Annotated in this window: 23 protein-coding genes; 3 read left to right on the top strand and 20 right to left on the bottom strand. The window is 40.0% G+C overall.

Annotation, left to right across the window (positions count from 1 at the left end; all coding sequences use genetic code 11):
• Positions 1 to 170: 170 nt before the first annotated feature.
• Positions 171 to 2,129 carry a DNA topoisomerase (ATP-hydrolyzing) subunit B gene (gene gyrB, locus BWD42_RS23130; RefSeq protein WP_077438782.1) on the bottom strand — a complete coding sequence of 653 codons (1,959 nt, stop codon included), beginning with the start codon at positions 2,127 to 2,129 and terminating at the stop codon, positions 171 to 173.
• A 191-nt stretch (positions 2,130 to 2,320) separates the two neighbouring features.
• On the opposite strand from gyrB, the gene BWD42_RS23125 reads away from it, so the two are divergent.
• Together BWD42_RS23125 and BWD42_RS23120 are read left to right on the top strand one after the other, a co-directional pair.
• Complete coding sequence (locus BWD42_RS23125) at positions 2,321 to 2,938, top strand: OmpH family outer membrane protein (protein ID WP_077438781.1); 618 nt, start codon at positions 2,321 to 2,323, stop codon at positions 2,936 to 2,938.
• 163 nt (positions 2,939 to 3,101) lie between these two features.
• The gene (locus tag BWD42_RS23120; RefSeq protein WP_077438780.1) at positions 3,102 to 4,007 is read left to right on the top strand and encodes a CorA family divalent cation transporter; all 906 of its coding nucleotides are present in this window, start codon (positions 3,102 to 3,104) and stop codon (positions 4,005 to 4,007) included.
• On the opposite strand, the gene tsaB is transcribed toward BWD42_RS23120, so the two are convergent.
• The 5 genes from tsaB to mscL all read right to left on the bottom strand — a co-directional run bounded on the left by tsaB (position 4,002) and on the right by mscL (position 6,216).
• Positions 4,002 to 4,703 (bottom strand): tRNA (adenosine(37)-N6)-threonylcarbamoyltransferase complex dimerization subunit type 1 TsaB, encoded by a 702-nt coding sequence (gene tsaB, locus BWD42_RS23115; protein WP_077438789.1) that lies wholly within the window; start codon positions 4,701 to 4,703, stop codon positions 4,002 to 4,004. The genes BWD42_RS23120 and tsaB overlap by 6 nt on opposite strands.
• A gap of 13 nt (positions 4,704 to 4,716) precedes the next feature.
• Entirely contained in the window at positions 4,717 to 4,971 is a 255-nt protein-coding gene (yidD, locus tag BWD42_RS23110) for a membrane protein insertion efficiency factor YidD (RefSeq protein ID WP_077438779.1), read from the bottom strand.
• Positions 4,934 to 5,350: a ribonuclease P protein component gene (locus BWD42_RS23105; protein ID WP_077438778.1), complete on the bottom strand. Its 417-nt coding sequence runs from the start codon at positions 5,348 to 5,350 to the stop codon at positions 4,934 to 4,936. The genes yidD and BWD42_RS23105 overlap by 38 nt, the downstream gene beginning before the upstream one ends.
• Before the next feature lie 60 nt (positions 5,351 to 5,410).
• Entirely contained in the window at positions 5,411 to 5,569 is a 159-nt protein-coding gene (gene rpmH / locus BWD42_RS23100; RefSeq protein WP_075991291.1) for a 50S ribosomal protein L34, read from the bottom strand.
• 239 nt (positions 5,570 to 5,808) lie between these two features.
• Entirely contained in the window at positions 5,809 to 6,216 is a 408-nt protein-coding gene (mscL, locus tag BWD42_RS23095; protein ID WP_077438777.1) for a large-conductance mechanosensitive channel protein MscL, read from the bottom strand.
• 282 nt (positions 6,217 to 6,498) lie between these two features.
• Between mscL and BWD42_RS23090 the strand changes: the two genes are divergently transcribed.
• Entirely contained in the window at positions 6,499 to 7,140 is a 642-nt protein-coding gene (locus tag BWD42_RS23090) for a response regulator transcription factor (protein WP_077438776.1), read from the top strand.
• Positions 7,141 to 7,184: 44 nt separating this feature from the next.
• Here the strand turns inward: BWD42_RS23090 and BWD42_RS23085 are convergent, their stop codons facing one another.
• The 14 genes from BWD42_RS23085 to mraZ form a co-directional block, all read right to left on the bottom strand.
• Positions 7,185 to 8,327, bottom strand: coding sequence for a sugar phosphate isomerase/epimerase family protein (locus tag BWD42_RS23085; protein ID WP_077438775.1), 1,143 nt, complete (start codon positions 8,325 to 8,327; stop codon positions 7,185 to 7,187).
• An 89-nt stretch (positions 8,328 to 8,416) separates the two neighbouring features.
• Positions 8,417 to 10,117 carry a cell division protein FtsZ gene (gene ftsZ, locus BWD42_RS23080; RefSeq protein ID WP_077438774.1) on the bottom strand — a complete coding sequence of 567 codons (1,701 nt, stop codon included), beginning with the start codon at positions 10,115 to 10,117 and terminating at the stop codon, positions 8,417 to 8,419.
• Between the two features lie 140 nt (positions 10,118 to 10,257).
• The gene (gene ftsA / locus BWD42_RS23075; RefSeq protein WP_077438788.1) at positions 10,258 to 11,631 is read right to left on the bottom strand and encodes a cell division protein FtsA; all 1,374 of its coding nucleotides are present in this window, start codon (positions 11,629 to 11,631) and stop codon (positions 10,258 to 10,260) included.
• A 25-nt stretch (positions 11,632 to 11,656) separates the two neighbouring features.
• Positions 11,657 to 12,493 carry a cell division protein FtsQ/DivIB gene (locus BWD42_RS23070; protein ID WP_077438773.1) on the bottom strand — a complete coding sequence of 279 codons (837 nt, stop codon included), beginning with the start codon at positions 12,491 to 12,493 and terminating at the stop codon, positions 11,657 to 11,659.
• Entirely contained in the window at positions 12,486 to 13,841 is a 1,356-nt protein-coding gene (gene murC, locus BWD42_RS23065) for a UDP-N-acetylmuramate--L-alanine ligase (RefSeq protein WP_077438772.1), read from the bottom strand. The genes BWD42_RS23070 and murC overlap by 8 nt, the downstream gene beginning before the upstream one ends.
• A gap of 9 nt (positions 13,842 to 13,850) precedes the next feature.
• On the bottom strand, positions 13,851 to 14,954 hold the full coding sequence (murG, locus tag BWD42_RS23060; RefSeq protein WP_077438771.1) for an undecaprenyldiphospho-muramoylpentapeptide beta-N-acetylglucosaminyltransferase: 1,104 nt from the start codon (positions 14,952 to 14,954) through the stop codon (positions 13,851 to 13,853).
• A 13-nt stretch (positions 14,955 to 14,967) separates the two neighbouring features.
• Positions 14,968 to 16,167 (bottom strand): FtsW/RodA/SpoVE family cell cycle protein, encoded by a 1,200-nt coding sequence (locus BWD42_RS23055; RefSeq protein ID WP_077438770.1) that lies wholly within the window; start codon positions 16,165 to 16,167, stop codon positions 14,968 to 14,970.
• 31 nt (positions 16,168 to 16,198) lie between these two features.
• On the bottom strand, positions 16,199 to 17,572 hold the full coding sequence (murD, locus tag BWD42_RS23050; RefSeq protein WP_077438769.1) for a UDP-N-acetylmuramoyl-L-alanine--D-glutamate ligase: 1,374 nt from the start codon (positions 17,570 to 17,572) through the stop codon (positions 16,199 to 16,201).
• 2 nt (positions 17,573 to 17,574) lie between these two features.
• A complete protein-coding gene (mraY, locus tag BWD42_RS23045) occupies positions 17,575 to 18,819 on the bottom strand; it encodes a phospho-N-acetylmuramoyl-pentapeptide-transferase (protein ID WP_077438768.1) in 1,245 nt (414 codons plus the stop codon).
• Positions 18,820 to 18,823: 4 nt separating this feature from the next.
• Complete coding sequence (locus tag BWD42_RS23040) at positions 18,824 to 20,284, bottom strand: UDP-N-acetylmuramoyl-L-alanyl-D-glutamate--2,6-diaminopimelate ligase (protein WP_077438767.1); 1,461 nt, start codon at positions 20,282 to 20,284, stop codon at positions 18,824 to 18,826.
• The gene (locus BWD42_RS23035; protein ID WP_077438766.1) at positions 20,284 to 22,401 is read right to left on the bottom strand and encodes a penicillin-binding protein; all 2,118 of its coding nucleotides are present in this window, start codon (positions 22,399 to 22,401) and stop codon (positions 20,284 to 20,286) included. Before BWD42_RS23035 ends, BWD42_RS23040 begins: the two co-directional genes overlap by 1 nt.
• A gap of 8 nt (positions 22,402 to 22,409) precedes the next feature.
• Positions 22,410 to 22,823 carry an FtsL-like putative cell division protein gene (locus BWD42_RS23030; protein WP_077438765.1) on the bottom strand — a complete coding sequence of 138 codons (414 nt, stop codon included), beginning with the start codon at positions 22,821 to 22,823 and terminating at the stop codon, positions 22,410 to 22,412.
• 15 nt (positions 22,824 to 22,838) lie between these two features.
• Positions 22,839 to 23,753 carry a 16S rRNA (cytosine(1402)-N(4))-methyltransferase RsmH gene (gene rsmH, locus BWD42_RS23025; RefSeq protein WP_077438764.1) on the bottom strand — a complete coding sequence of 305 codons (915 nt, stop codon included), beginning with the start codon at positions 23,751 to 23,753 and terminating at the stop codon, positions 22,839 to 22,841.
• 4 nt (positions 23,754 to 23,757) lie between these two features.
• Complete coding sequence (mraZ, locus tag BWD42_RS23020) at positions 23,758 to 24,219, bottom strand: division/cell wall cluster transcriptional repressor MraZ (protein ID WP_077438763.1); 462 nt, start codon at positions 24,217 to 24,219, stop codon at positions 23,758 to 23,760.
• Between the last annotated feature and the right edge of the window lie 145 nt (positions 24,220 to 24,364).

Here is a 24,364-nt window from a genome sequence, read left to right as displayed (position 1 = left end):
TCGCGCGATATGCGTAATATCGGCTTCCCGTTTTTTACTTGAGAAACTATATCTAGTTTCTCCTCAAATGTGTGTTTTGCCATAAATAGTGAACCCCAAAAGTTTTGTCCAACTTTTGGGGTTCACTACAAAATTCATCAGGCCTTTCTATTTTCGTTATAAAATTGGTATTAGATATCAATTTTTGCGTAACGTGCATTTTTCTCAATAAATTCACGGCGCGGTGCTACTTCATCACCCATTAACATTGAGAAAATACGGTCACATTCAGCGGCATTTTCGATAGTTACCTGACGTAAAGTACGTGTTTCAGGGTTCATTGTTGTATCCCACAACTGCTCCGCATTCATCTCACCTAGACCTTTGTAGCGCTGTACATGTACACTATCCTCTTTACCTGTTCCTTTTAAGCGTTGGATCGCATTAATACGTTGGTCTTCATTCCATGCGTACTCATGCTCTTTCCCTTTTTTCACAAGGTACAAAGGAGGCGTAGCGATGTATACATATCCTCTTTCGATCAATTCTTTCATATATCTGAAATAGAATGTCAGAATCAATGTTGTAATGTGGGAACCATCCACATCGGCATCGGTCATGATAATGATACGGTGGTAACGCAATTTCTCAAGATTCAGTGCTTTGGCATCTTCGGCAGTACCAACGCTTACTCCTAAAGCAGTAAACATATTTTTGATCTCTTCATTTTCATAGATCTTATGCTCCATTGCTTTTTCAACGTTCAGAATTTTACCCCTTAATGGCATAATAGCCTGGTGTTTCCGGTCACGGCCAGACTTTGCTGTACCGCCCGCAGAATCTCCCTCAACAAAATAAATCTCACATTTGGTAGGGTCATTATCCTGACAATCGGCCAGTTTACCTGGAAGCCCGGAGCCGCCCATGACCGTTTTGCGTTGTACCAGGTCACGTGCTTTACGTGCCGCTGCGCGTGCTTGAGCTGCGATGACAACCTTTTGAACAATGGCTTTCGCTTCACGAGGGTTTTCTTCAAGGTAAACACCCAAAATCTCACCAACAGCAACATCCACAGCTCCCATTACCTCAGAGTTACCCAATTTGGTTTTTGTCTGTCCTTCAAATTGAGGCTCTGCAACCTTCACAGAAATAACAGCAGTCAATCCCTCACGGAAATCATCACCTGTAATTTCGACTTTTAGGTTTTTAAGTAAACCTGATTTATCAGCGTATGCTTTCAGGGTACGTGTCAACCCTCTACGGAACCCTGCAACGTGTGAACCACCTTCGATCGTATTGATATTATTTACATAGGAATGGACATTCTCCGAATAAGTATCATTATATTGTAAGGCTAGCTCCACAGGAATCCCCTGTTTGATTCCCTCTACATAGATCGGTTCAGGAATCAACGCCTGGCGCGTGCCATCCAAGAACTTAACAAATTCTTTCAGACCGCCTTCAGAATAAAAAGTTTCTTTCTTTTCAGAACCGTCTTCATTGGTTTCACGTTCGTCCGACAATGTCAGGCTTACCCCTTTATTCAGGAATGCAAGCTCACGAAGCCTATTGGCCAATGTATCGTAATTATAGACGGTAGTCTGTGTAAAAATCGTTGCATCCGGATGAAACGTTACAATTGTACCTGTTTTATCAGAGACACCGACTTCTTTAACATCGTATAAAGGCTTACCGATTTGATATTCCTGTTGATATATTTTTCCATCACGGTGTACCTCAGCTTTCAAAAGTGTAGACAATGCGTTCACACAAGATACCCCCACACCATGTAGACCACCAGACACCTTGTAGGTATCTTTGTCAAACTTACCACCAGCATGTAAAACCGTCATTACGAGTTCCAACGCTGATTTATTCTCCTTTTTGTTGATTCCGGTAGGGATACCACGACCATTATCCCGAACAGAAATTGAATTGTCTTTATGGATAGTAACAAAGATATCTGTACAGTATCCTGCTACAGCTTCGTCGATTGAATTGTCTACAACCTCGTATACCAAGTGGTGTAATCCTTTCACACCGGTATCACCAATATACATGGATGGACGCTTACGAACCGCCTCTAAACCCTCTAATACCTGAATATTATCGGCCGAGTAGGTGGATGCATTTTTCTTTTCTTCGCTCATTGAAAAACTGTTAAATGTAATATTCAAAAATACGAAATTTTGGCCGATTTATCAAGTCTAGGGCAAAGTATTAAACGGATAATCCGAAACAACCAAATGCTCAATAATTTTACTTTTTTAGGATTAAAAATTAGAATTTCGATTTTTTTATGTTAGGTTTGTTTCAGTATTAATTTGCAAATAATAAAAAAATGAACACTATATTTTCAATTGTATCGAAAGTTTCCTTTGGTCTTTTACTGGCCGGAACCATCGTATCGTGTAACCAAGGTGCCAAAACACAAAATGAGCCTTCAAAAAATGATTCAAATACTGTAAGCAAAGAGAGTCAAGGCAGTAACAAGGATAAAATTGTCTATTTAAATTCTGATTCTCTTTCGGAAAAATATCAATATTTTAAAGACATCAAGTCAAAGCTTGAAAACAAAGTAAAAAAAGCACAAACTGATCTTCAAGCCAAAAGTGCAGCATTTCAACGCGAGGTTGCAGATTACCAAAAAAATGCTGCAACGATGTCTGCAGCAGATAGACAGGCTACCGAACAAAAATTAGCTCGTAAACAAGATGAACTGGCAAGATTAGATCAGACGGCATCTTCATCACTCGCAAAAGATGAGTCGGAAGAATTCAACAACGTGTATAATAAAATCACTGAGTTTTTGAAAAAGCACGCCGCAGATAACGGTTATAAGCTTGTACTGACTTATTCTAAATCCAACCCTACGGTATTGTATGCTGATCCTTCTCTGGAAATTACCAATGAAGTCATCAAACAGTTAAATGACGAATACAAATCTTCTAATAAATAAGAATACCAAAATTATAACAAGGAAGCCATCATAGTATTTGATGGCTTTTTTGATTTATGACGCTTCCTAGCCTGCTGATAAAAAAACATCCCTCGTTTGCCTTCTACAAGTATTGGCAACAAACAAAATTGTTTAGTATCTTGTCTTTGTATAAATTAGATTTATGATCAAAACGATTGTTGAAAAGGAAATCGCAAACTACGAATGGATTGATATCTCTGAACCTACCGCAGAAGATTTTGCATTCATCAAGGAAAGATATAATCTAAATGATGCTTCCATAAAAGATTCTAAAGAACCAGAGCATCTTCCTAAAATAGAAGAATTCGAAAACTATACGTTTATTATTCTTCGGGTCATGTCCGACAATTTCAAGGAAAATTCGGATAGCATAGGGGAAGTAACGGATCGTCTCACAATCTTTTATGGCAGTGACTTTGTGATCACCGTACACAAACGTCGTATTGAGTTTTTAGAGAAACTCAAAAACATCGAGTTTACGAACATAAAGACAAAAAATAGCCGAAAATTGGCTGTATTTATTACTACCGCTGCTGTCTTCACATTCAGTAAAACGCTGGAACAACTTTCCACACGTATCGACTCCTACGAGGAACTGATTTTTCTGAAACGCATGAAACAACAACCCGTGCTCAAAAATCTTTATTTTATCAAACGGCAAATAGATGTTGCCAGAAAAGTTATTTTCCTCTATAAGGAGGTTGTTGAGCATTTTCATTCGTCATCCAAAAAAGACGTATACACGCGTGATTTAAAAGATCTTCAAATACGTACCTCGACATTGTATGAAAACTTATCTGAAAATGTAGCGCAATTACTCAACGTATTCTTTAATATATCATCAAATCATACCAATGAAATCATGCGTATTTTGACAATTTTCTCGGTATTTTTTATGCCGATTACATTTGTCGCCGGCGTTTATGGGATGAATTTTAAAAATATGCCAGAACTGGAATGGTATTACGGTTACCCCATTGCTATGGGAATCATGGTGGTTATATCGATGGCTATTTACTTCTGGTTCAAAAGAAAAGGTTGGCTATAAGCCAACCTTTTTCTTTGTCATTACTACAAAGTCTTTTAGATAAAAAGGCTCAAAATAGGCAACATCTTCGAATTTTTTATGTTGGAATTTATCAAACGCCAATTGTGATAAAAAAGCAGCTGAATTTTTAAATCCTGGTTGTACATTCACGCGATCATCGCTTTCAAACAATGTCTCAAATTTATCAGCACCAGAGCCAAATAGATGAACACGCTTGTATGTAACCAACAGTTCATTGTAATAATCAGCATCGATGATTTCTGCAGAAGTAGGTTTTATAAGTTCACCGTTATGGTCATATACTGCTGCGTATACTTCCATACGACGCGCGTCCAGCATAGGAATATAGGCTTCCTTCTCTTGTAGGTCAAATTGTTCCCGGTACCCGGCGAACAATGCATCAAGTGTGTTGACTGCAACCAAGGGTATATCTAAACCATAGCAAAGACCTTTTGCCGTGGACACCCCTATACGTAACCCCGTATAAGATCCTGGGCCCATGCTCACCGCTATTCCAGCAAGCTCCTTTATAGAACGTCCTGACTGACGTAAGATCTGTTCAATCAAAACAGTCAATTTAGCGGCATGTGCATTCGGTTCATCAAGATTAAGTACAGCCAATGTCTGTCCATTTTGACTTAGGGCTACCGAACAAACCGTGGTTGAAGTATCAATTTGTAAAATTAAATTATTCATCGTTATATTGAAATCAAGGTACAGGGTCATGACCATGGCCGCCCCAAGGATTACAACGTCCTATCCGCTTCAAAGCCATCCAGCCCCCCTTAAAAGGACCATATTTTAGAATAGCCTCTTTGCCGTATTGAGAACAAGTAGGTGTATACCGACAATTAGCTCCCAAAAACGGCGAAATAAACAGTTGATAGAAACGAATTATGGCTAAGAAAATAAAACTAAAGAAAGGTTTAATTCCCTTTTTCCAAATAAGCAGCAGCACATTCATCCTGTAATTTTTTCAGCATTTTATTCATCGCGGTATGGAACACATCATATGCTAAGATCTGTTTTCCCACGTACTGAATAGCTAAATACAAAGTTACATTATGTTTCAACAAAAAAGGAATCAAATTATCCGATTTCTGCAGACGATAGCTTTCACGCATCATACGTTTTATCGCATTGCGGTCTACTGCTCTTTTAAACCTACGTTTGGAAACGGATATAATAGACTGACAAGGGGGGGGATTTTCAGTCTCTTTGTTTTTCTCGAAAACAAAAACAATTCTAAAAGGGTACAAAACAAAAGAAGAACCGCTTTTAAAAAGCGTATCAATACGCCTTTTCGCACATAACCGTTCTTCTTTTGTAAATGTATTTCTCATCCGATGACTTAATCTTATCAGAAAAAGCTCTTATAAGCGGCCACCGATCCTTATCAAAGATTAACCTTTGTGACGGTATTCGTCAGACACTGTAAGACGTTTTCTACCTTTAGCTCTACGTGAAGCTAATACTCTTCTACCGTTTGCAGAGCTCATGCGCTCTCTAAAACCGTGTTTGTTTCTTCTTTTTCTTTGCGATGGCTGAAATGTTCTTTTCATGACGCTATTATGCTAATTTGTTCTTACTTCAATTAATACAAAACTCCCCAAGAGGAATGCAAAAGTAAAGTTTATTTTAGACAAAAACAAACAATATTGAGAACATTTAGACTTTAAGTAAAAAGCGGTCTCTAAATTATTCATTGACAGCCTAAAAAAACCAATTTACAGATTACAGAAAATATAAAACAGAGAAGCGCTGCCCCTCTGTTTTATACGAAATCAAACATGAGTTAGAATTATTTGGTTTTCAGAATATCTCTGATCTCTGTCAACAATGTTTCTTCTTTTGTCGGTGCAGGTGGTGCAGCAGGAGCAGCTTCCTCTTTACGTTTCAAAGAATTTAAACCTTTAATAACACAGAAAATACAAAATGCAACAATCAGAAACTGGATAATTACATTGATAAAATTACCGTAGTTAATAGAAACTTCGGCTTGTTTCGCAGCCTCATCAGCAGCTTTCAGTATAATTTTTTTCGAGGAGAAGTCAACTCCGCCTGTCAAATATCCTATGGGAGGCATGATAATATCGTCAACCAATGATGTCACAATTTTACCAAATGCCCCACCGATCACAACACCGACAGCCAAATCAACAACGCTACCGCGCATTGCGAACTCTTTAAATTCTTTTAAAAATCCCATATTAAGCCATTTAATCGTTTAAAATTTTACCAAAATTAATAATTGTCACATAAATCTAATTAAAATAAACCACTTTTTTAACGCGAGTCATCTATTATCCTATATTTTCTCGCTTTAATCCTATTTTTAAATTTATGGCCTAAAACGATATGCGCAAGTTTTTTATTAACTTAATTTGCTATATTTGCTCGTTAACTAGGGCAAAATATCAAGATATATTGTATATTGATAGTACTTTAAATTTCATACGGTAATTAAAGCCCAGAATAAGATAAAGTATCTATGAAAAAGATTCTTATTGCAGACGACCACGGTATTGTACGACTTGGAGCCTCCGTTATTATTAAGGAAACACTTAAAAAAGCGGAAATTTTTCAAGCGGAAAATTTCGATGAGGTGCTTGAAAAGCTAAAACTGGAAGATTTCGATCTACTATTACTGGACATCAATATGCCCGGGGGAAATAATATTAGAGTAGTTGAGGAAATCTTACAGATCCAGCCTGCTATCAAAATTTTAATCTTCTCATCGTATGATGAATCCTTATATGCTTTACGCTATATTGAAGCTGGAGCAGTAGGTTATCTCAATAAAACAACAGCAATGGCGGAATTAAGTCATGCTATCTTGGCTATTCAAGATAGAGGTAAATATATGTCGAGCAATGTGCAAGATCTATACGTCCAAAAACTGACTCAGAGCAAATCCGAATTAACAAAATTAAATCCATTGGCGCGCCTGTCAAACAGGGAAGTGGATGTGGCCAAACAATTGATAAAAGGCCTGGGAATTATCGAGGTATCAAATCTACTTGAGCTAAGTCCATCAACTGTAAGCACTTATAAAAGCAGGATATTTGAGAAATTAAATGTTTCCAATATTCCTGAACTGATTGAACTTTTCAGAATACACTCCAACAATTAGCAGAATACACTCCAACAATTAAAATATTGTTGGAGTGTATTTTTTTAGATGAGATCATCCATCGTAATAACCGGAACATCTTTTACATTGATATCTTTTAACGGCTCGGATTTTTTATAAGCATACCCTACCTCAGCTTCTAAATCCCATAACATAGGGGCTAGAAAATTAAGGCAAGTTGTAAATCCCTGTACTGTTGCTGAGAAATCACCCGTATCTTTTGAATTTTTTGCCTCGTTTTCTATTTCGAATGGCCCTTTGAATCCACGTTCCTGAAGTAGATCGACAAAACCGCGCCAGTCCATACTATCTGATCCACCAAATCCGGGAAGCATTGCTTCATAGTGATGTCTGTCCCAGTCATGGCCCGGAATGCTCACATTGGCCTTTTTTGCCAGTTCGGCATCCACATGCTGCATCGGATACATCCCACCCCAATCCACACGGGCAGCTGTCTGTAGGTTGCGTGTGGTTTTCACATGTATACGTTGCAATCGACTGATGTCGGTATTGTGAATGACATCAATTGGATTTGTATTTTGCCAGACATCATGGGAAGGATCGTAAATTTCACCATGTGCCTTGCTAGGTATCATTGCATACATTAATTTACGCGCGGCTAAGACAGCAGGCAAATTATTATAGGTAGAACTATAACGTGAAGAGCGCCAGCCCTCCATTGGACAGTTTTCATAGAGTATAGTTACCCCAAGGCTTTCGGCATAATTAACAATCGGTGCAAATACGCGTTTATATTCATCCAGGTTTTTCTGAAATCCATCAAGCTGATTTCCCAATTCATGATTATAACCGACAAAAGTACCCACCTTAACATTATTCTCGTCACCACCCAACAAATGGGCTATCCGGATCAGTTTCAATAAGTGATTCTGATTTTTTACACGTTGTTCAGGATCTCCGCCAATCATATTCTCAAAGGCTCCAAGTGAAAGCTTTAAATCAGCCTGATTAAATAACTCAAGCGTTTCTCTTGCTTTTACGGGTGTAAACTCATCATAATCCAAATGCGTCGCTGTATGATCTTCGCGCGTACCATCTTTTCTAAAAACACATAAGTCAATTCCACCAGCGCCAATTCTTTTTGTTGTCTGAATCAATTCTGGTAATGACAATTTATCAAAGGCAGAACTCATCACCCATACAGGGTTATTTAATTTTGTAGTCATAGCTTGTATAATTGTATTATATCGGTATCTAAAGATACTAAAAAAGCCATCCGATTGGATGGCTTTTTTAGTATTTTATGTCAATTCGATTAATCTACATTATCATGTAAAAATGAATTATTTGGACGAATCTCCGTATTTCCATCCTCAAATGACAATGTAAAGCGAGATACTTGTGATTGTGAAGAATGTGGTGTATCTTCCAATGACATTTGCTTTCTCTTATAAGCCGGTTCATTTTCCAACTCATGCAGGCCATTTGAAGATTTCAATTTCATACTCAATTCTTTCAATCTCAAGATACGCTCTTTTGTACGTACCAATTGATCTTCAAAGGAAACCTGTTCTTCCTCTACCTGAGGAACTTCGATCTGCTCATTGGTTGTACTCGAAGAAAACGTAGGTCTTTCATCATAGTCTGATGACGATGGAGCAGTATATGAATCAAATACGGTCGGCATTTGAAACTGGAAAACCGAAGGCGAAGTTTTCAGTTGAAAATCACTTTCAGCAAATGAAGTTTCTTCCTCATAAGCGCCGTCAAAACCCAAATCATGACGTATTACTTGCGGTTCTTCAATCGCTACCTGTTGTTGTTGCACAACATTTCTAGGTGAAGTAAACAAGTCAGACTGTAAATTATTTGGGGTCGAAGTATTTGTTGAAGGAGCTTGTGTATCCACACGTTGAACCGGAGTGACAAAACTATTGGCAACTGGCGCCTCTTTTGGGGCAACCTGAGAAACAGGTTTTACAAAAGAATTTACCGGTTCAGGTGTCAAGGGCATAGATACCTTCGTATTTTCACGTTCTTTATCACGCTCCTCTGAAGTCTGAAAACCTGTCGCGATAATGGTTACGGACAATTCATCTTCAAAATTTTCATCGATACAGTTACCCCAAATCAAGTCAGCTGACAAACCCGCTTTTTCCTGAATATAATCGGTAATAATTGCAACTTCATCCATGGTTACTTCTTTTGTACCAGAAGTAATATTCAACAGAATATAACGGGCACCTTCGATCTCATTGTCTTTCAACAATGGCGAAGCTAAAGCACCTTCCACTGCTCTCAATGCGCGGTCTTCACCTTCCGCAACAGCATTACCCATGATGGCAACACCACTATCGTTCATTACAGTTCGAACATCTTTAAAATCGACGTTCACATAACCTGGAATCGTTATAATTTCAGCGATACCTTTTGCCGCTGTAGTCAATATATCATCCGCTTTTGCGAATGCTGCAGTCATTGTTAAATTTCCGAAGATTTCACGTAGGCGATCATTGGAAATAACAAGATAAGAATCTACATACTTACGCAATTCTGAAAGTCCTTCTTCTGCCTGTGAGCGACGACGCTTGCCTTCAAATGTAAATGGTGTTGTGACAATAGCGACAGTAAGAATACCAAGCTCTTTGGCTGCTTTTGCCAAGACTGGACTAGCGCCGGTACCTGTACCACCACCCATACCTGCAGTGATAAACAACATCTTGGTATTGGTTCCCAGCATGCGTTTGATATCCTCAATACTTTCGATAGCAGAATTTTCACCTACATCAGGATCTGCTCCAGCACCCATACCTTCAGTCAGACTTATTCCCAATTGAACTTTATTTGGGATCGGGCTTAACTCCAACGCTTGCGCATCGGTATTACACACGATAAAATCCACCCCACTGATTCCTTGTTTATACATGTGGTTTACGGCATTGCCGCCACCACCACCAACCCCAATAACCTTGATTATTGAAGATTGCTCTTTTAACATTTCAAACTGTATTGACATAACTTATCCCTATTTAACTTATAATGAACACGATATCAAAATGAACCAAACCCACTATATGTAATGTAATAATAATATAATTTCAACAAAAGTTTTCCACATTTGTGAAATTGTGGAAAACTTCAAGCATTGTGGAAAACTTACTTTTTATCTAAAAAACTTGCGTCATCAATTTCGTTACCATCCTTAATAAATCGTTTGAACCACGACAACAGTCCCTGCTCCTTTTGCTGCTGTTCCGATACCTCTTTCGTGGTCATGGTTACCTGCACTTTTTTGGCTGGAGCATGTGCTTCTCTACGACTATCTTCCTCCTCTTCGTGCGATTGAATTCCTTTAATCAACAAGCCAATACTGGTTGCATATAGAGGGCTTTTCAATTCCTCAAAAAGTGGTTTAGGCAACACCTCATTCTTCGACAGATATTCGTTCGGAAAACCTACACGACAATCAATCCCAGTAATATACTCAACGAGTTGTACTAAGTGTTTCAATTGAGCGCCACCACCTGTGATAACGATACCACCGATCAGTTTATTCTCATAACCAGAGGATTTGATCTCATAATACACATGTTCGATAATCTCTTCCATTCTAGCCTGAATGATATAAGCCAAGTTTTTCACAGAAATTTCTTTCGGCTCACGACCTTTCAATCCCGGCACACAAATCACCTCGTTTTCTTTATTCTCATCGGCCAGGGCAGATCCGAATCGGGTTTTCAGCAATTCTGCCTGAGAACGCAATACAGAACAGCCTTGGCGAATATCCTCAGTCACAATATTACCGCCCAATGGGATTACCGCGGTATGACGAATAATTCCTTCATGGAAGATGGCAACATCCGTCGTTCCACCACCAATATCAACTAATACAACACCAGCATTTTTCTCATCTTCATCCAATACAGCTTCTGAAGATGCCAAAGGCTCAAGGATCAGTTCAGCAACTTCCAAGTTGGAATTATCAATACATTTTTTAATATTCTTGATATCGGTAACTCTTCCCGAAATAATATGGAAATTTGCTTCTATACGACGTCCAGCCATGCCGATAGGTTCACGGATACCCGGTTCATTATCTACGGTAAACTCCTGCGGTAACACATGTATAATTTCTTCTCCTGGAGGCAGTACCAGTTTATACATGTCCGAAATCAAACGTTCGATATCTCTTCGAATGATTTCATCATCGCCATCTGTTTTAGTAAATATTCCACGGTGTTGGATGCTCTTAATGTGTTGACCGGCAATCCCCACATTGACAACCTTGATATCGACATTAGATTGTGCCTCGGCAATTTCTACCGCTTCCAAAATACTTCCCACAGTCTTCTGGATATTGGCAACCACGCCTCTGCTCACACCAGCAGATTCGGCTTTACCGACACCTAATAATTCGATTTTGTTTCCTGAGCTACGTCTCCCAACCGTAACACAAATTTTGGTAGTACCAATATCGAGTCCCACGATAATTGGGTTTTCTCTTTCAATTTCTGCTGCCTTTGAGTTCATAATTTCCTGTATTGTTGCTGTATTACTATAATGTATTATTTGCTGTTTTTTTTGTTTGATCATCTGAAAAGCTCCAGTTTCCGCGCTTTTCACAAATGATCTGTCCTCCGTATTTTACGTTCACCACTCCGTAGGCATTAATTCCCACTTTTGGCATGATCTGCGTATAAAATGTCTTTAATAATTCAAATTTCTGTTCCAACGAATCTGCAGATCCAACAATCAATTGCTGTGTTCCGACACGGGGAACAAGTTCGATATCATGGTCCGAATTGACATAAATCTGTACCACCTGGTTACTCCACAATTCGTCTTTTCCAATAAATTCCGCCACCTTCACCAAATCTTTTACCAAGGGGGTCGAGATTGTATCCAATGCCTCGTTATATCCCTCGGCTATATTACCGGTCGCCACCATGATGTGCGGAATATACTTTAATGTAGTCGGTATCTTTAAACCTTTGGGATCAACATAGAATTCGCGCCCATTTTTATTGATAATTCGCATAACAGCCTCGCGCTGATCGATATTAATCTGTATTGTTCCATCCATATCGGCATGGATGCTCGCATTCGATACATAAGGCAATTTTTTCAGCGTCTTTTCCACGCGCTGAAAGGGAATACCATTCAGCTTCTTCCCTACAAAACTTCCGTAGTTCTGCTCAATCAGTTTTGAAATATCCGCCTGATCAATAAAAGCCTCTGTACCTTCTATCACTATCTTCACATCCTTGCAAAGCTGTTGTTCATCACGTTTACCCACAATGGTCATGATCACAACAACTACAATAACCCCAATAAAAAATAGGGTAAAATAGAGTACACGATTCCATTGTATGTCACGTAATTTTTTAAGCATGCTCAAAAATCGCTTTTAATGGTTTTACCAATTTATCTATATCTCCTGCGCCGACTGTCACAATCAGATCCGGTTTTTCGTTCCGTGCAAAATCCAATACTTCTTCGGCAGTAACAACCTGTTTATGCTCTGCTGTAATTTTATCCAATAACCAACTTGAGTTAACACCTTCAATAGGAAGTTCCCGTGCAGGATATATTTCCATCAATAATAGATTATCTGCCATAGATAACACCTCGGCAAATCCATCCACAAAATCTCTGGTGCGCGTAAACAAATGCGGCTGAAATACAACATTTAGCTTCTTTGACGGATATAACTTTCGCATGGAAGTCAAAAAGGCACGCAACTCTTCCGGATGGTGCGCATAATCGTCGATATAGACCACCTCCGGTGTACGAACAATATATTCAAATCGTCTTTTTACCCCCTTGAATGTTGTCAATGCCGTCTTAATTGCCTCAGCTGAAATTCCCAACAAACGTGCTACCGTAATTGCTGCAACTGCATTTTCAACGTTGTGAATCCCGGGGATACCCAAATGAATATCTTCAATTTTTCCGTTCGCGTCCTGGTAGTCGAAAAAGAACTCCCCTTCCCTTACGTGAACGTTCGACGCATAGGCATCGGCTACCTCTTGGCCAGAATAACTAATCTGACCTTTAAATTCCAATCCTTTCCTAATAATTCGGGTACCACCATCAACGACTTTATCCAAAAACAACTGGAAAGATTCGAGCAGATGACTCTTGTCACCATAGATATCCAAATGATCCGCATCCGAGGATGTCACGATCGCGATATTCGGATGAAGTGTCAAAAATGAACGGTCAAATTCATCCGCTTCAACTACTACCGTATTATTTGCTCCATAAAGTACGTTGGTATCATAATTGGAGCTAATACCACCCAAAAAAGCTGAACAATCATATCCTGAATCTTTCAACAAATGGGCTACCATCGTTGACGTAGTTGTTTTGCCATGTGTTCCAGCCACTGCAATTGTAAATCTGCTTTCACTGATGATACCGAGTACCTGTGATCTTTTATACAATACATGACCTTGAGATTCAAAAAAAGCTTTAATCTTAGAATCTTTAGGGATCGCAGGTGTAAATATCACCAATGTGGCAGCGGAAGGCTGATGGAAAATAGGATCAATAGAATTCACATCATCCTGATATGTAATTGAAAGACCTTCATTGACCAATGTTTTGGTCAATTCGGTTTCCGTACGATCATATCCATTCACCTCACAGCCCAAATGCTTAAAATAGCGCGCAAGGCCACTCATGCCTATCCCGCCTATTCCGATCAAGTAAACTTGTTTTATTGCATCTAGATTCATACGCTTTATCTATTTCTTATTTGCCAATTTATATACGAGCTCAGCAATCTGAATATCAGCATTCAGCTTACCAAGTGATTTTATATTTTCACTCAACTGCGCTACCTGATCCGGATTTTTAAATAAATCCAGCGCTGTTGGAATTAATGTCTTTATAGCGTCTACATCTTTCACTAGAAGCGCCGCATGCTTATTGACCAATGCCATTGCATTTTTGGTCTGATGGTCTTCCGCAACATTTGGTGAAGGAACAAGAATAACCGGCTTACCTACCACACACAGTTCGGAAATGGTTCCCGCCCCTGCACGACTGATAATCAGGTCGGCCGCTGCATAAGCATAATCCATTTTTTGAAGAAAAGCCATCATCTTCACGTTTTCAGGCAGTTTTCCCTCCAGATCTCTCCGAAGTGAGTCTATGTAAAAGCTACCGCATTGCCAGATCACCTGTACCTCATCCTTAGCTAAAGTCTCCAAATAGGCAACGACACTTTCATTCAATGTTCTCGCCCCCAAGCTTCCGCCCAATATCAGGATAGTCTTTTTATGTTGTTCCAACCCAAAGAACGCTAAGGCCTCCGTTCTTTTGCCTTCGATCGCCACAGATTCCCTGCGTATAGGATTTCCGGTCAACAATACTTTATCAGCTGGGAAGAATTGTTCCATCCCCTCATAGGCTACGCAAATCTTGGCTGCTTTAGCACCAACTTTCTTGTTTGTGACACCTGCGTAAGAGTTTTGCTCCTGAACCACGGTAGGGACTCCCAATTTATTTGCCATCATCAACAAAGGACCTGAAGCAAAACCACCAACACCTACAGCCACGTCGGGTTTAAAATCCCGGATTACCTTTTTTGCCTTACTCAGGCTCTTCATTAATTTAAATGGTAATAGGATATTTTTCCACAACTGCTTCCTATTGATTCCTTGGATATCAAGTCCAACAATAGAATACCCTGCAGCAGGCACCTTATCCATTTCCATCCGACCATTGGCCCCTACAAATAATATTTCATTTGCAGGATCAATCGTCTTCAATGCATTTGCAATTGAAATCGCCGGAAAAATATGTCCTCCGGTACCACCCCCACTTATTATTACGCGAATTGCCATGCTCAATATTTATTTAAGCTGGAATTGAGCCGACGACCACTTTCTTCGGCTTCTGTTTTTCTTCCAACTGTTCTTTTCCTTTTAATTCCTCAATATTTCTACTCACACTCAGGATAATTCCCAGAGCCACACTTGTAAACAAAATCGAAGTTCCCCCCATACTCACTAAAGGTAAGGGCACCCCAGTAACCGGCCCCAATCCTACCGCAACTGCCATATTCGCCAGAGCCTGTATGGTCAAGCTGAATCCTAAACCGGCTGCAAGAAATGTCCCAAACGCTTTGGGACTCATCGTGACGATACGTATACATCGATACATAAAAGCCAGGTATAGAAATAGCAAAATCACTCCACCAACAGTACCGTATTCCTCAATAATAATTGCATAAATAAAATCAGAATATGGGTGGGGCAACACATTGCGCTGTACACTATTTCCAGGCCCTTTACCAAACAGTCCACCTGTGGCGATTGCAATCTTCGCATTATTTGCCTGATAATTCTTATCATCCTGAAACGAGACAGTCTTGTCTACTTTTTCAGTATTAAAGAAGGATTTCACCCGGCTAATATAAGTTGCCCGTCGCGGACCAAAGAAGATAACCATCATCAATAGGACAGCACCTCCACAGCAGACTATCGCAATCTGCTTAAAACTAATCCGACCAATCAACAACAACAGCACACTAACACCAAATAACATGAGTGCTGTAGATAAATTGGCTAATGCTATAAGTATAAATACCCCACAAACCGACCCCATGATTGGTAAAAAAGACTTTTTAACATCCTTAATTTCTTCCTGCTTTCTAGACAGCATCCGTGCAAGAAAAACAATCAACGAAAGTTTTGCTAAATCCGACGTTTGAAATGTCAATCCAATCCCAGGAATAGTCAACCAACGACTTGCCTCATTAACTTTACTTCCAAACAACAGCGTAAACAACAATAAAGGAATAGTAATTCCCATCATTATTTTAGATATACCGGCATAATAACGATAATCCAATTTATGAGAAAGATACATCAGGATAAATCCCACAGCAATGATAGAAAAATGCTTCAACAGATACATTTCTGTCCCCTTTCCCTCCTTATAGGCCAGGGTTCCGACCGAACTGTATACAGCCAAAAGTGACCATCCCGATAAGATAATCACAATGATCCATATCCATCGATCACCTTTCAATTTAGACATTATGTTCTGTAACATATCCTTCTCCCTTTATGGTTGTACCATTTATTTATAATTCCATTACAGCAGCTTTAAATTTATCGCCACGATCTTCATAATTTTTAAACCAATCAAAGCTCGCACAAGCCGGGGACAATAACACCGTATCACCTTTCTTAGCTAAATGTGAAGACAAGACAACGGCATCCTGCATAGATGTGCTGTTAACAATAATTTCAACATCCTGCTCAAAGGCCTTATGAATTGGGGCAGTATCCTTTCCTAAACAAACGATAGCACGTACTTTGTCTTTCACCAAATCAGCAAGCATCGAATAATCATTACCCTTGTCTACACCTCCCAATAACAATACGATCGGTGTTGAAAAACTCTCCAGCGCATACCATACCGAATTAACATTGGTAGCCTTTGAATCATTGATATAATTGATTCCTCCAATACAGGCAACATGTTCAAGACGATGTGGAATATTCACATACGATCCCATACTCTCTTTCATCGCTTGATTTCTCAACTCCTGCACTTTTGCAATCAATCCGGAAGCCATACTATTATAAATATTATGCTTCCCCTGCAATGACAATTCCTCAGTTCTCATAGTGAATGTATCGTTATTTGGTGTATTAATAATCATTGTTTTATTGGCAGTTAAGTAAGCTCCCAATTCAACAAGCTGCTCTTGTGTAAAGGGTAAATATGTCCCTTTACTATGGTGTCTCTCCAATCCTTTAATTGTCTCGGGATCGTCTAAACAGTATATAAAATAATCTTTCTCTGTCTGATTTTGGATCATTCTGAATTTGGAATCCACATAATTCTCCATTTTATGGTCGTAACGATCCAAATGATCTGGCGTGATATTCAGAATGACAGCAATATCTGCTCTAAAATGATACATATCGTCCAACATAAAGCTGGAAATTTCCAATACGTAACAGTCAAAATTTTCACGCGCCACCTGAAGTGCAAAGCTTTTTCCAATATTCCCCGCCAAACCAACATTAAGGCCACCATGCTTTAGCATTTCGTATGTCAACATGGTTGTCGTAGACTTGCCATTTGATCCTGTGATGCAGATTAATTTAGCAGCAGTATATTGGGCAGCAAATTCTATTTCGGCAATTACAGGAATATTTTTTTTCTTTAAAGCGACCACCAAGGGTACCGTCTCCGGAATTCCGGGACTCTTTACAACCAGTGCAGCGTTCAATATGCGTGATTCGTCATGGTTGCCCTCCTCGAAAGCGATGCCTTCCGCTTTCAACTGTTCCTTATAGTGATCAGCTATCAGACCTTTATCCGATACAAATACATCATACCCCTTCTCCTTCCCCAGGATTGCAGTTCCCACACCACTTTCACCTGCGCCTAGAACGACCAAGCTGCCGGATTGAGGATAATATGTTGTTGCAATATTTGACATCGTTATCTAATTTTTAATGTTACAATTGTTAGAATGGCTAGAATAATACCCACAATAACAAAACGAGTTACAATTTTGGCCTCATGATAGCCCTTCTTTTGAAAATGGTGATGTAGCGGCGACATTAAGAAAATCCGTCTTCCTTCTCCGTATTTCTTTTTTGTGTATTTGAAATAAGAGACCTGCAAGATAACAGACAGATTTTCCAATAAGAATACACCACACAAAATTGGGATCAACAATTCCTTACGGATTAGAATAGCAAATGCTGCAATGATACCTCCAATGGCCAAGCTTCCCGTATCCCCCATAAAAACCTGCGCGGGATAGGTATTATACCATAGAAAACCTACACAAGCTCCTACAAATGCTCCCGCAAAAATTACAAGCTCACCGGAATTGGGTATATACATGATATTAAGGTAATCCGAAAAAATTACGTTACCGGATACATAAGCTAAAATAGCCAAAGTAACCCCAATGATCGCGGAAGTACTCGTGGCGAGACCATCTATACCATCTGTAATGTTAGCGCCATTGGAAACCGCCGTAACGATAAAAATGACAACAACTAAAAACACAACAAAAGTCAGATAGTCACTTTGCAAGCCAAACACTTTAAACACCTTGGCGTAATCAAATTCATTATTCTTATAAAAAGGGATATTTGTCTTAGAAGATTTTACATTTTCAGCATAAGTTTTTTCCCCTGTCCCCTCATTGATCACCACTTCCACCGGTTTGGTTGAAGTTGGCTTATCCACACCTTTGCGTACCACAATATCTGGGTGAAAATACATCGTACAGGCAATAATAGCGCCTAGACCAACCTGGCCAACAACCTTAAATTTACCAGCTAACCCTTCTTTATTATGTCTAAAAACTTTAATATAATCATCCAAAAAACCTATAGCGCCCATCCAGAGTGTTGTTACAATCATGATGATCACATAGATATTTGTCAACTTGGCAAATAATAAGGTAGGAATCAAGATCCCAGCAATGATAATTATCCCCCCCATTGTAGGCGTACCAGCTTTCTTTTTCTCACCTTCCAGCCCCAAATCACGAATTGTCTCGCCAACTTGCTTATTATGCAAGAACTGGATCAATTTCCCCCCAAAAACCGTGGTAATAATTAATGAAGCGATTACAGCCATAGATGTTCTAAAGGAGATATATTGAAAAAGACCTCCTCCAGGTATATGGATATATTCGCTAAGCCACGTAAATAGATGGTACAACATATTTCTATTTTTCGTTAAATGTATTCTCTAAAATTTCTTTATCATCAAAATGATGTTTTACACCATTCACATCTTGATATTTTTCATGTCCTTTTCCTGCAACCAAGATAATATCTCCCGGGCTTGCCAACTGATACGCAGTGCGTATCGCCTCCTTCCGGTCTGCTATAGAAAGCGTTTTTGCTCGCTGATCAGCTCCTACACCAGCCTCGATATCTTTAATAATCTGATATGGATCCTCTGTGCGCGGATTATCAGATGTAATCAAGAAACGATCGCTATAGCGTAAAGCCGCTTCTGCCATCTCAGGTCTTTTGGTTTTGTCGCGATCACCACCACAGCCCAAAACAGTAATAATCTTTTGCTCCGGACGTCTCAAAGAACTAATAGTTTTTAAGACATTTTCAACAGCATCAGGAGTATGTGCATAGTCCACAATACCAAAAACACCGGAGGTGGATTTCATCGTCTCAAAGCGTCCTTCAGCCCCTTTCAATGTACTTAAGGCAGTCAATACCTTGACCGTCTCTTGCTCCAATAAGATGGCTGCAGCATATACCGCTAAAAGATTATAGGCATTGAAATCGCCGATTAATTTGACCCACACTTCCTGTCCGTCAATACTCATCAACATGCCATCAAAATGGCTTTCAATGACCTTAGCTTTAAAATCAGCCCCAGAACGTAAGCCATAGCTTTTTTTATGGGCAACCGTATTTTGCAACATGACCTGACCATTTCTATCGTCAGCATTGGTTAATGCAAACGCGTGTACGTCCAGGTCATCAAAAAATTTCTTCTTGGCTTTGATATAGTTGTCAAAAGTCTTGTGAAAATCCAAATGATCATGTGTAATATTCGTAAATATTGCACCGGCAAACACTAAGCCTGCAATACGCTCCTGCACCACCGCATGTGAACTGACTTCCATAAAAGCGTAGTCACAACCATCATCCACCATATTCCGCAACAACTGGTTCAACTGGATAGGATCTGGTGTCGTGTGTGTAGCAGGAATTATCTTTGAACCGATTTGATTCTGTACTGTAGACAGCAGACCGACATGATATCCAAGTTCGGTAAACAATTGGAATAACAACGTCGCCACCGTAGTTTTTCCATTGGTTCCTGTCACACCAACCAATTTAAGTTGCTCAGATGGATTTCCATAGAAGTTAGCCGAGGCTACTCCCAGCGCATACGCAGAGTCTGCCACTAAAATATAAGCCACAGAGTCCAATGTTTCAGCAGGAAGTTCTTCCACGATGACTGCCCTTGCTCCCGAAGTGATGGCCTTATCCACAAATAAATGCCCATCAGTCTGAACACCACGCACAGCGATAAACAAACTTCCCAACTCCACTTTTCTGGAATCAAAGCACAAAGAGTGCACTTCGACCTCTTCGAGGTTTCCCACCACCTGCTGAACAGGGATAGCATGCAATACTTTTTTTAAATCCATCATTACTTAAGTTCTAAATTTATCGCTGTTCCAAATGGGAGTTTTTGACCTGCGGCCAAAGACTGTGCCCCCACTCTTCCCTTTCCGGATACATGCGTTTTAAATCCCGCATTCTCCATCACATACAATGCATCCATTAATCCCATTCCCACCACATTTGGAACAATTCCTTCCTTATATTTCAAATCCACAAATGGCACACCTCTATTCGATGTGTCCACTTCACCTCTCGCCACCATATCCCAATTTATCGTATTAATTCCCAACTTATCATACACTTTCTTACTCGCTTCTCTTGATCCTTGCAAGGTCAAAGGCATCCTTCCACCTACATTAACCGCTTTGAATGATTTCTTCCCTTGCATTTCCATATCATTGGCATAGACCATATCCGCTAACTCTTTAAAAACAGGCCCAGCGATTGACGCACCGTAGTATCCATTCCTCGGGTTTCGAATCACCACAATAATGGAATATTTTGGATCTTCTGCTGGGAAATAGCCCGCAAAAGATGACTGATATCTACGCGCACCATATCCTCTCGAACCATCGGCCATCTGTGCCGTCCCGGTTTTCCCGCCCGATGTATACAATGGGCTGGCAACACTTCTGCCGGTACCCTCAGTCATAACACCTTCCATCATCCCTCTTACCTCTGCCAAGGCATGATCTGAAGCAATCTTTTCATTAATAACCTTCGCCTGAAAGGTTTGTATCGTATTACCCAGATGCCTAATTTCTTTGACGAATAGCGGTGCAATCAATTTACCATTATTTGCAACCGCATTATAAAATGTCAAGGTCTGTAATGGAGTAATCTTCATCTCATAACCATAAGCCATCTGCACCAATGACAATCCGCTCCATGATTTACTTTTCGACGTTTTCACCAGTGGAACACCTTCCCCCGGAATCTGTAGATCTAACGTTTTTCCAAAACCAAAAGAATGTAGTTTCGATGTAAACTGATCTGGATTATCTTTATAAGCTTGATAGACAAATTTTGTAACCCCAACATTTGAAGACTCTTCAAAAGCCCGCTTCGCTGAGACTATAGATTTTTTAGGTGCATGCGAATCGCGAATTGTATGCTTGTAAATCGGCCAGTTACCATTCCCGATATTGATCGTTGTACTGGAATCGATTTTCTTGTCATCAATCAGTGCCAGATAAGAGGCCAGTTTAAAAGTTGATCCTGGATCCGCGCTTTGCGCAATTGCAAGATTGAACTTTTCACGATAGACTCCATCTTTATCCCGCATAAAATTTGCTACCGCCCGTACCTCACCGGTCTTCACTTCCATCATCACAACACACCCTTCATCCGCATTACTCACAATCATCTGCTTCTCCAGTGCTCTTTGCGCCATATCCTGCATATTAACATCAATCGTAGATATGATATCCGAACCATCAACCGGTGCAACTTCAATATCTCTATTGACAGGAATCCAAACCCCTCCAGCAATACGCTGCATCAATCTCTTCCCACTTTTTCCATCGATATATTCACCATATGCCCCCTCCAATCCAACATGGATATTCTCTTTTACATTTTTGTAACCAATGGTCCGGGCCGCTAGATTCACGAAAGGCAAGATCCGCTTATTCTGTCTATCCGTAATTAAACTACTTGGATAGCGATCTTTACCAACCCGAGCCGCTTTAAATAACGGAAATTGCTTTACTTTTTTTAGATCCTGATGCGATACATTCCGTTTGATCAGTAGATAACGCTGTTTTTTATTCCGCGCCTGTTTTAATAATGTCAAATATTGCCGGGACGATTTATCCTTAAAAAAATCAGCCAATTTAATCGCCAGAGAATCAACCTTGAGATTGAAATATTCATTTTCTTCTTCAGGAATAGCCATAGCATCAAAACGAAGTTCATACTCAGGGACAGAAGTCGCCAACAGACTACCATCATTGGAATAGATGTTTCCTCTTGCAGCCTCAACTTCACGTTCCTGAATAGAAAGACTATCCGCTAAAGCTTTCCAATGTTGCCCGTCCACATATTGCAACTTCAGCATTTTCCCAAATACCATAAATGCAAGTAGCACAATAAGTCCAAAGGCAAAATAGACGCGAATAAGAATCGTGTTTCTGATACTCATAACTCTCTCTATTTATCTTCTTTTTTCTCTACAACTTCAATCTTGATCGGCGGCTCTACCCGCTCTTTCAAACCCAAAGAGTCCACGCGTTTTGCGATTTCCGTTTGCGTGGACATTTTCATAAGCTCCGCAGATAGCGACTTGTGATCCCAGCCCAACTCTTTGACTTCCTTGCTCACCTTATCGATACTCCGAATAGTTCGCTCAGCGAAGTGACGATTAGAAATATACAACAGCATCAGAAAAGCAACGAAAGCCCCAAAAGGTAGGTACTCCAATATTTTGTTTAAGGAAAGGTCTCCAACGGTAAAAAGCGTTTTAATAAACGCTTCTGTTTCTTCCGCCTTTTCCTCGACAGTTTCTTGCAGTTCCTCTTGAACTTCCTCACTCAATTCTTTCTGTCTTATTGTATTCCTACTCATCTTTTCACGCCATTTTTAAGACAAATCCAACCTTTCAGCAATACGCAGTTTCGCACTGCGCGATCTATTATTTACAGCCAGTTCCTGCGGCGATGCTGTAATCGCCTTACGGCTCAACACATGGAACGGCTTGATTTCATTTCCAAAAAAATCTTTCTCAACATCGCCTTTAAATTTCCCTTTGGCCATAAAATTTTTCACCAAACGGTCCTCTAAGGAATGATAGGACATCACCACCAATCTCCCTTCACTTTTCAACACCTCAACAGTCTGCAACAAAAACTCTTGCAAAGCCTCCAATTCACGGTTAACCTCAATGCGCAAAGCCTGAAAAACCTGCGCATGATATTTATGCTCTTTTCCTTTTGGAACCATGCGCTGGATAGCTTCTTTCAATTCAGCGACAGTATGTATCGGCTGCGCCAAACGAGCTGTCACGATTGTTTTTGCCAGTGACTTTGCGTTCATAATCTCACCATACATACCAAAAATCCGATGAAGATCTTCTTCAGCATAATTAGCCAACACTGCCTTTGCATCCAAATCCCCCACCTGATCCATACGCATATCCAGATCCGCATCAAATCGAATTGAAAAACCGCGATCAGCCGCATCAAACTGATGCGATGAAACACCCAGATCAGCCAAAATACCATCCACTGTACGCACACCATGCAGACGGAGGCTATTCTTTAAGAACCTGAAATTTTGATGGATCAATGTAAAACGAGGATCATCAATCACATTCCCCAACGCATCGGGATCCTGATCGAAAGCAAACAACTTACCCTCCGGCCCCAGTCTTTTCAGTATCTCTCGGGAATGACCACCACCACCAAAAGTTACATCCACATAAACACCATTAGGCTTAATCGCCAAAGCATCCATGCATTCTTGCAACATTACCGGAACATGATAGACATTCTCCATATTACTATATTCCAAAATTAATATCCCCCATTACCTCTGCCGCCAAAGATGATATATCCTCTACTCCGCCATCACCCATCAAATCTTCATACCCTTCTTTCGACCAAACTTCGATCTTATTAAACTGGCAGGCCAAAACCAAGTCTGTTGTTATTCCTGCAAATTCAAGCAAGCTTTTTGGCAACAGAACACGTCCTGCCGCATCCAATGTCAACTCTGTAGCCCCACGCGTAAAAGCACGCACAAAAGCCCGCACCTTTGGATCAAATTGATTTAACTTAGCCAGCTTAGCTGTCATCAAATCCCACTCCTCACGCGGATAAAAAACCAGATGCTTCTCAAAACCACGATTCACAACAAGCCCATCACGCTCAACATGAGGCATCTGCCTCTTGAGCGCAGCCGGCAACACCATCCTTCCTTTGGCGTCTAGCTTGCATTCGAATTCTCCGATTAACTGAGTCATGTAGTCAATTATCCTATTCTAATTTAAATGTAAAAGTATACACTTTCTCCCACTTTCCCCCACTTTACAACATAAAAAAGTTTTCCACATCGAAAAATCGCTACAAGAAAAAATACAACGCACCCACCTTACAACACATAAAACC

This window comes from Sphingobacterium sp. CZ-UAM (assembly GCF_002000245.1).
Classification (GTDB): Bacteria; Bacteroidota; Bacteroidia; order Sphingobacteriales; family Sphingobacteriaceae; genus Sphingobacterium.
Note: the sequence above shows the minus strand (reverse complement) of the source record. Positions and strands in the feature narration are given on the sequence as shown.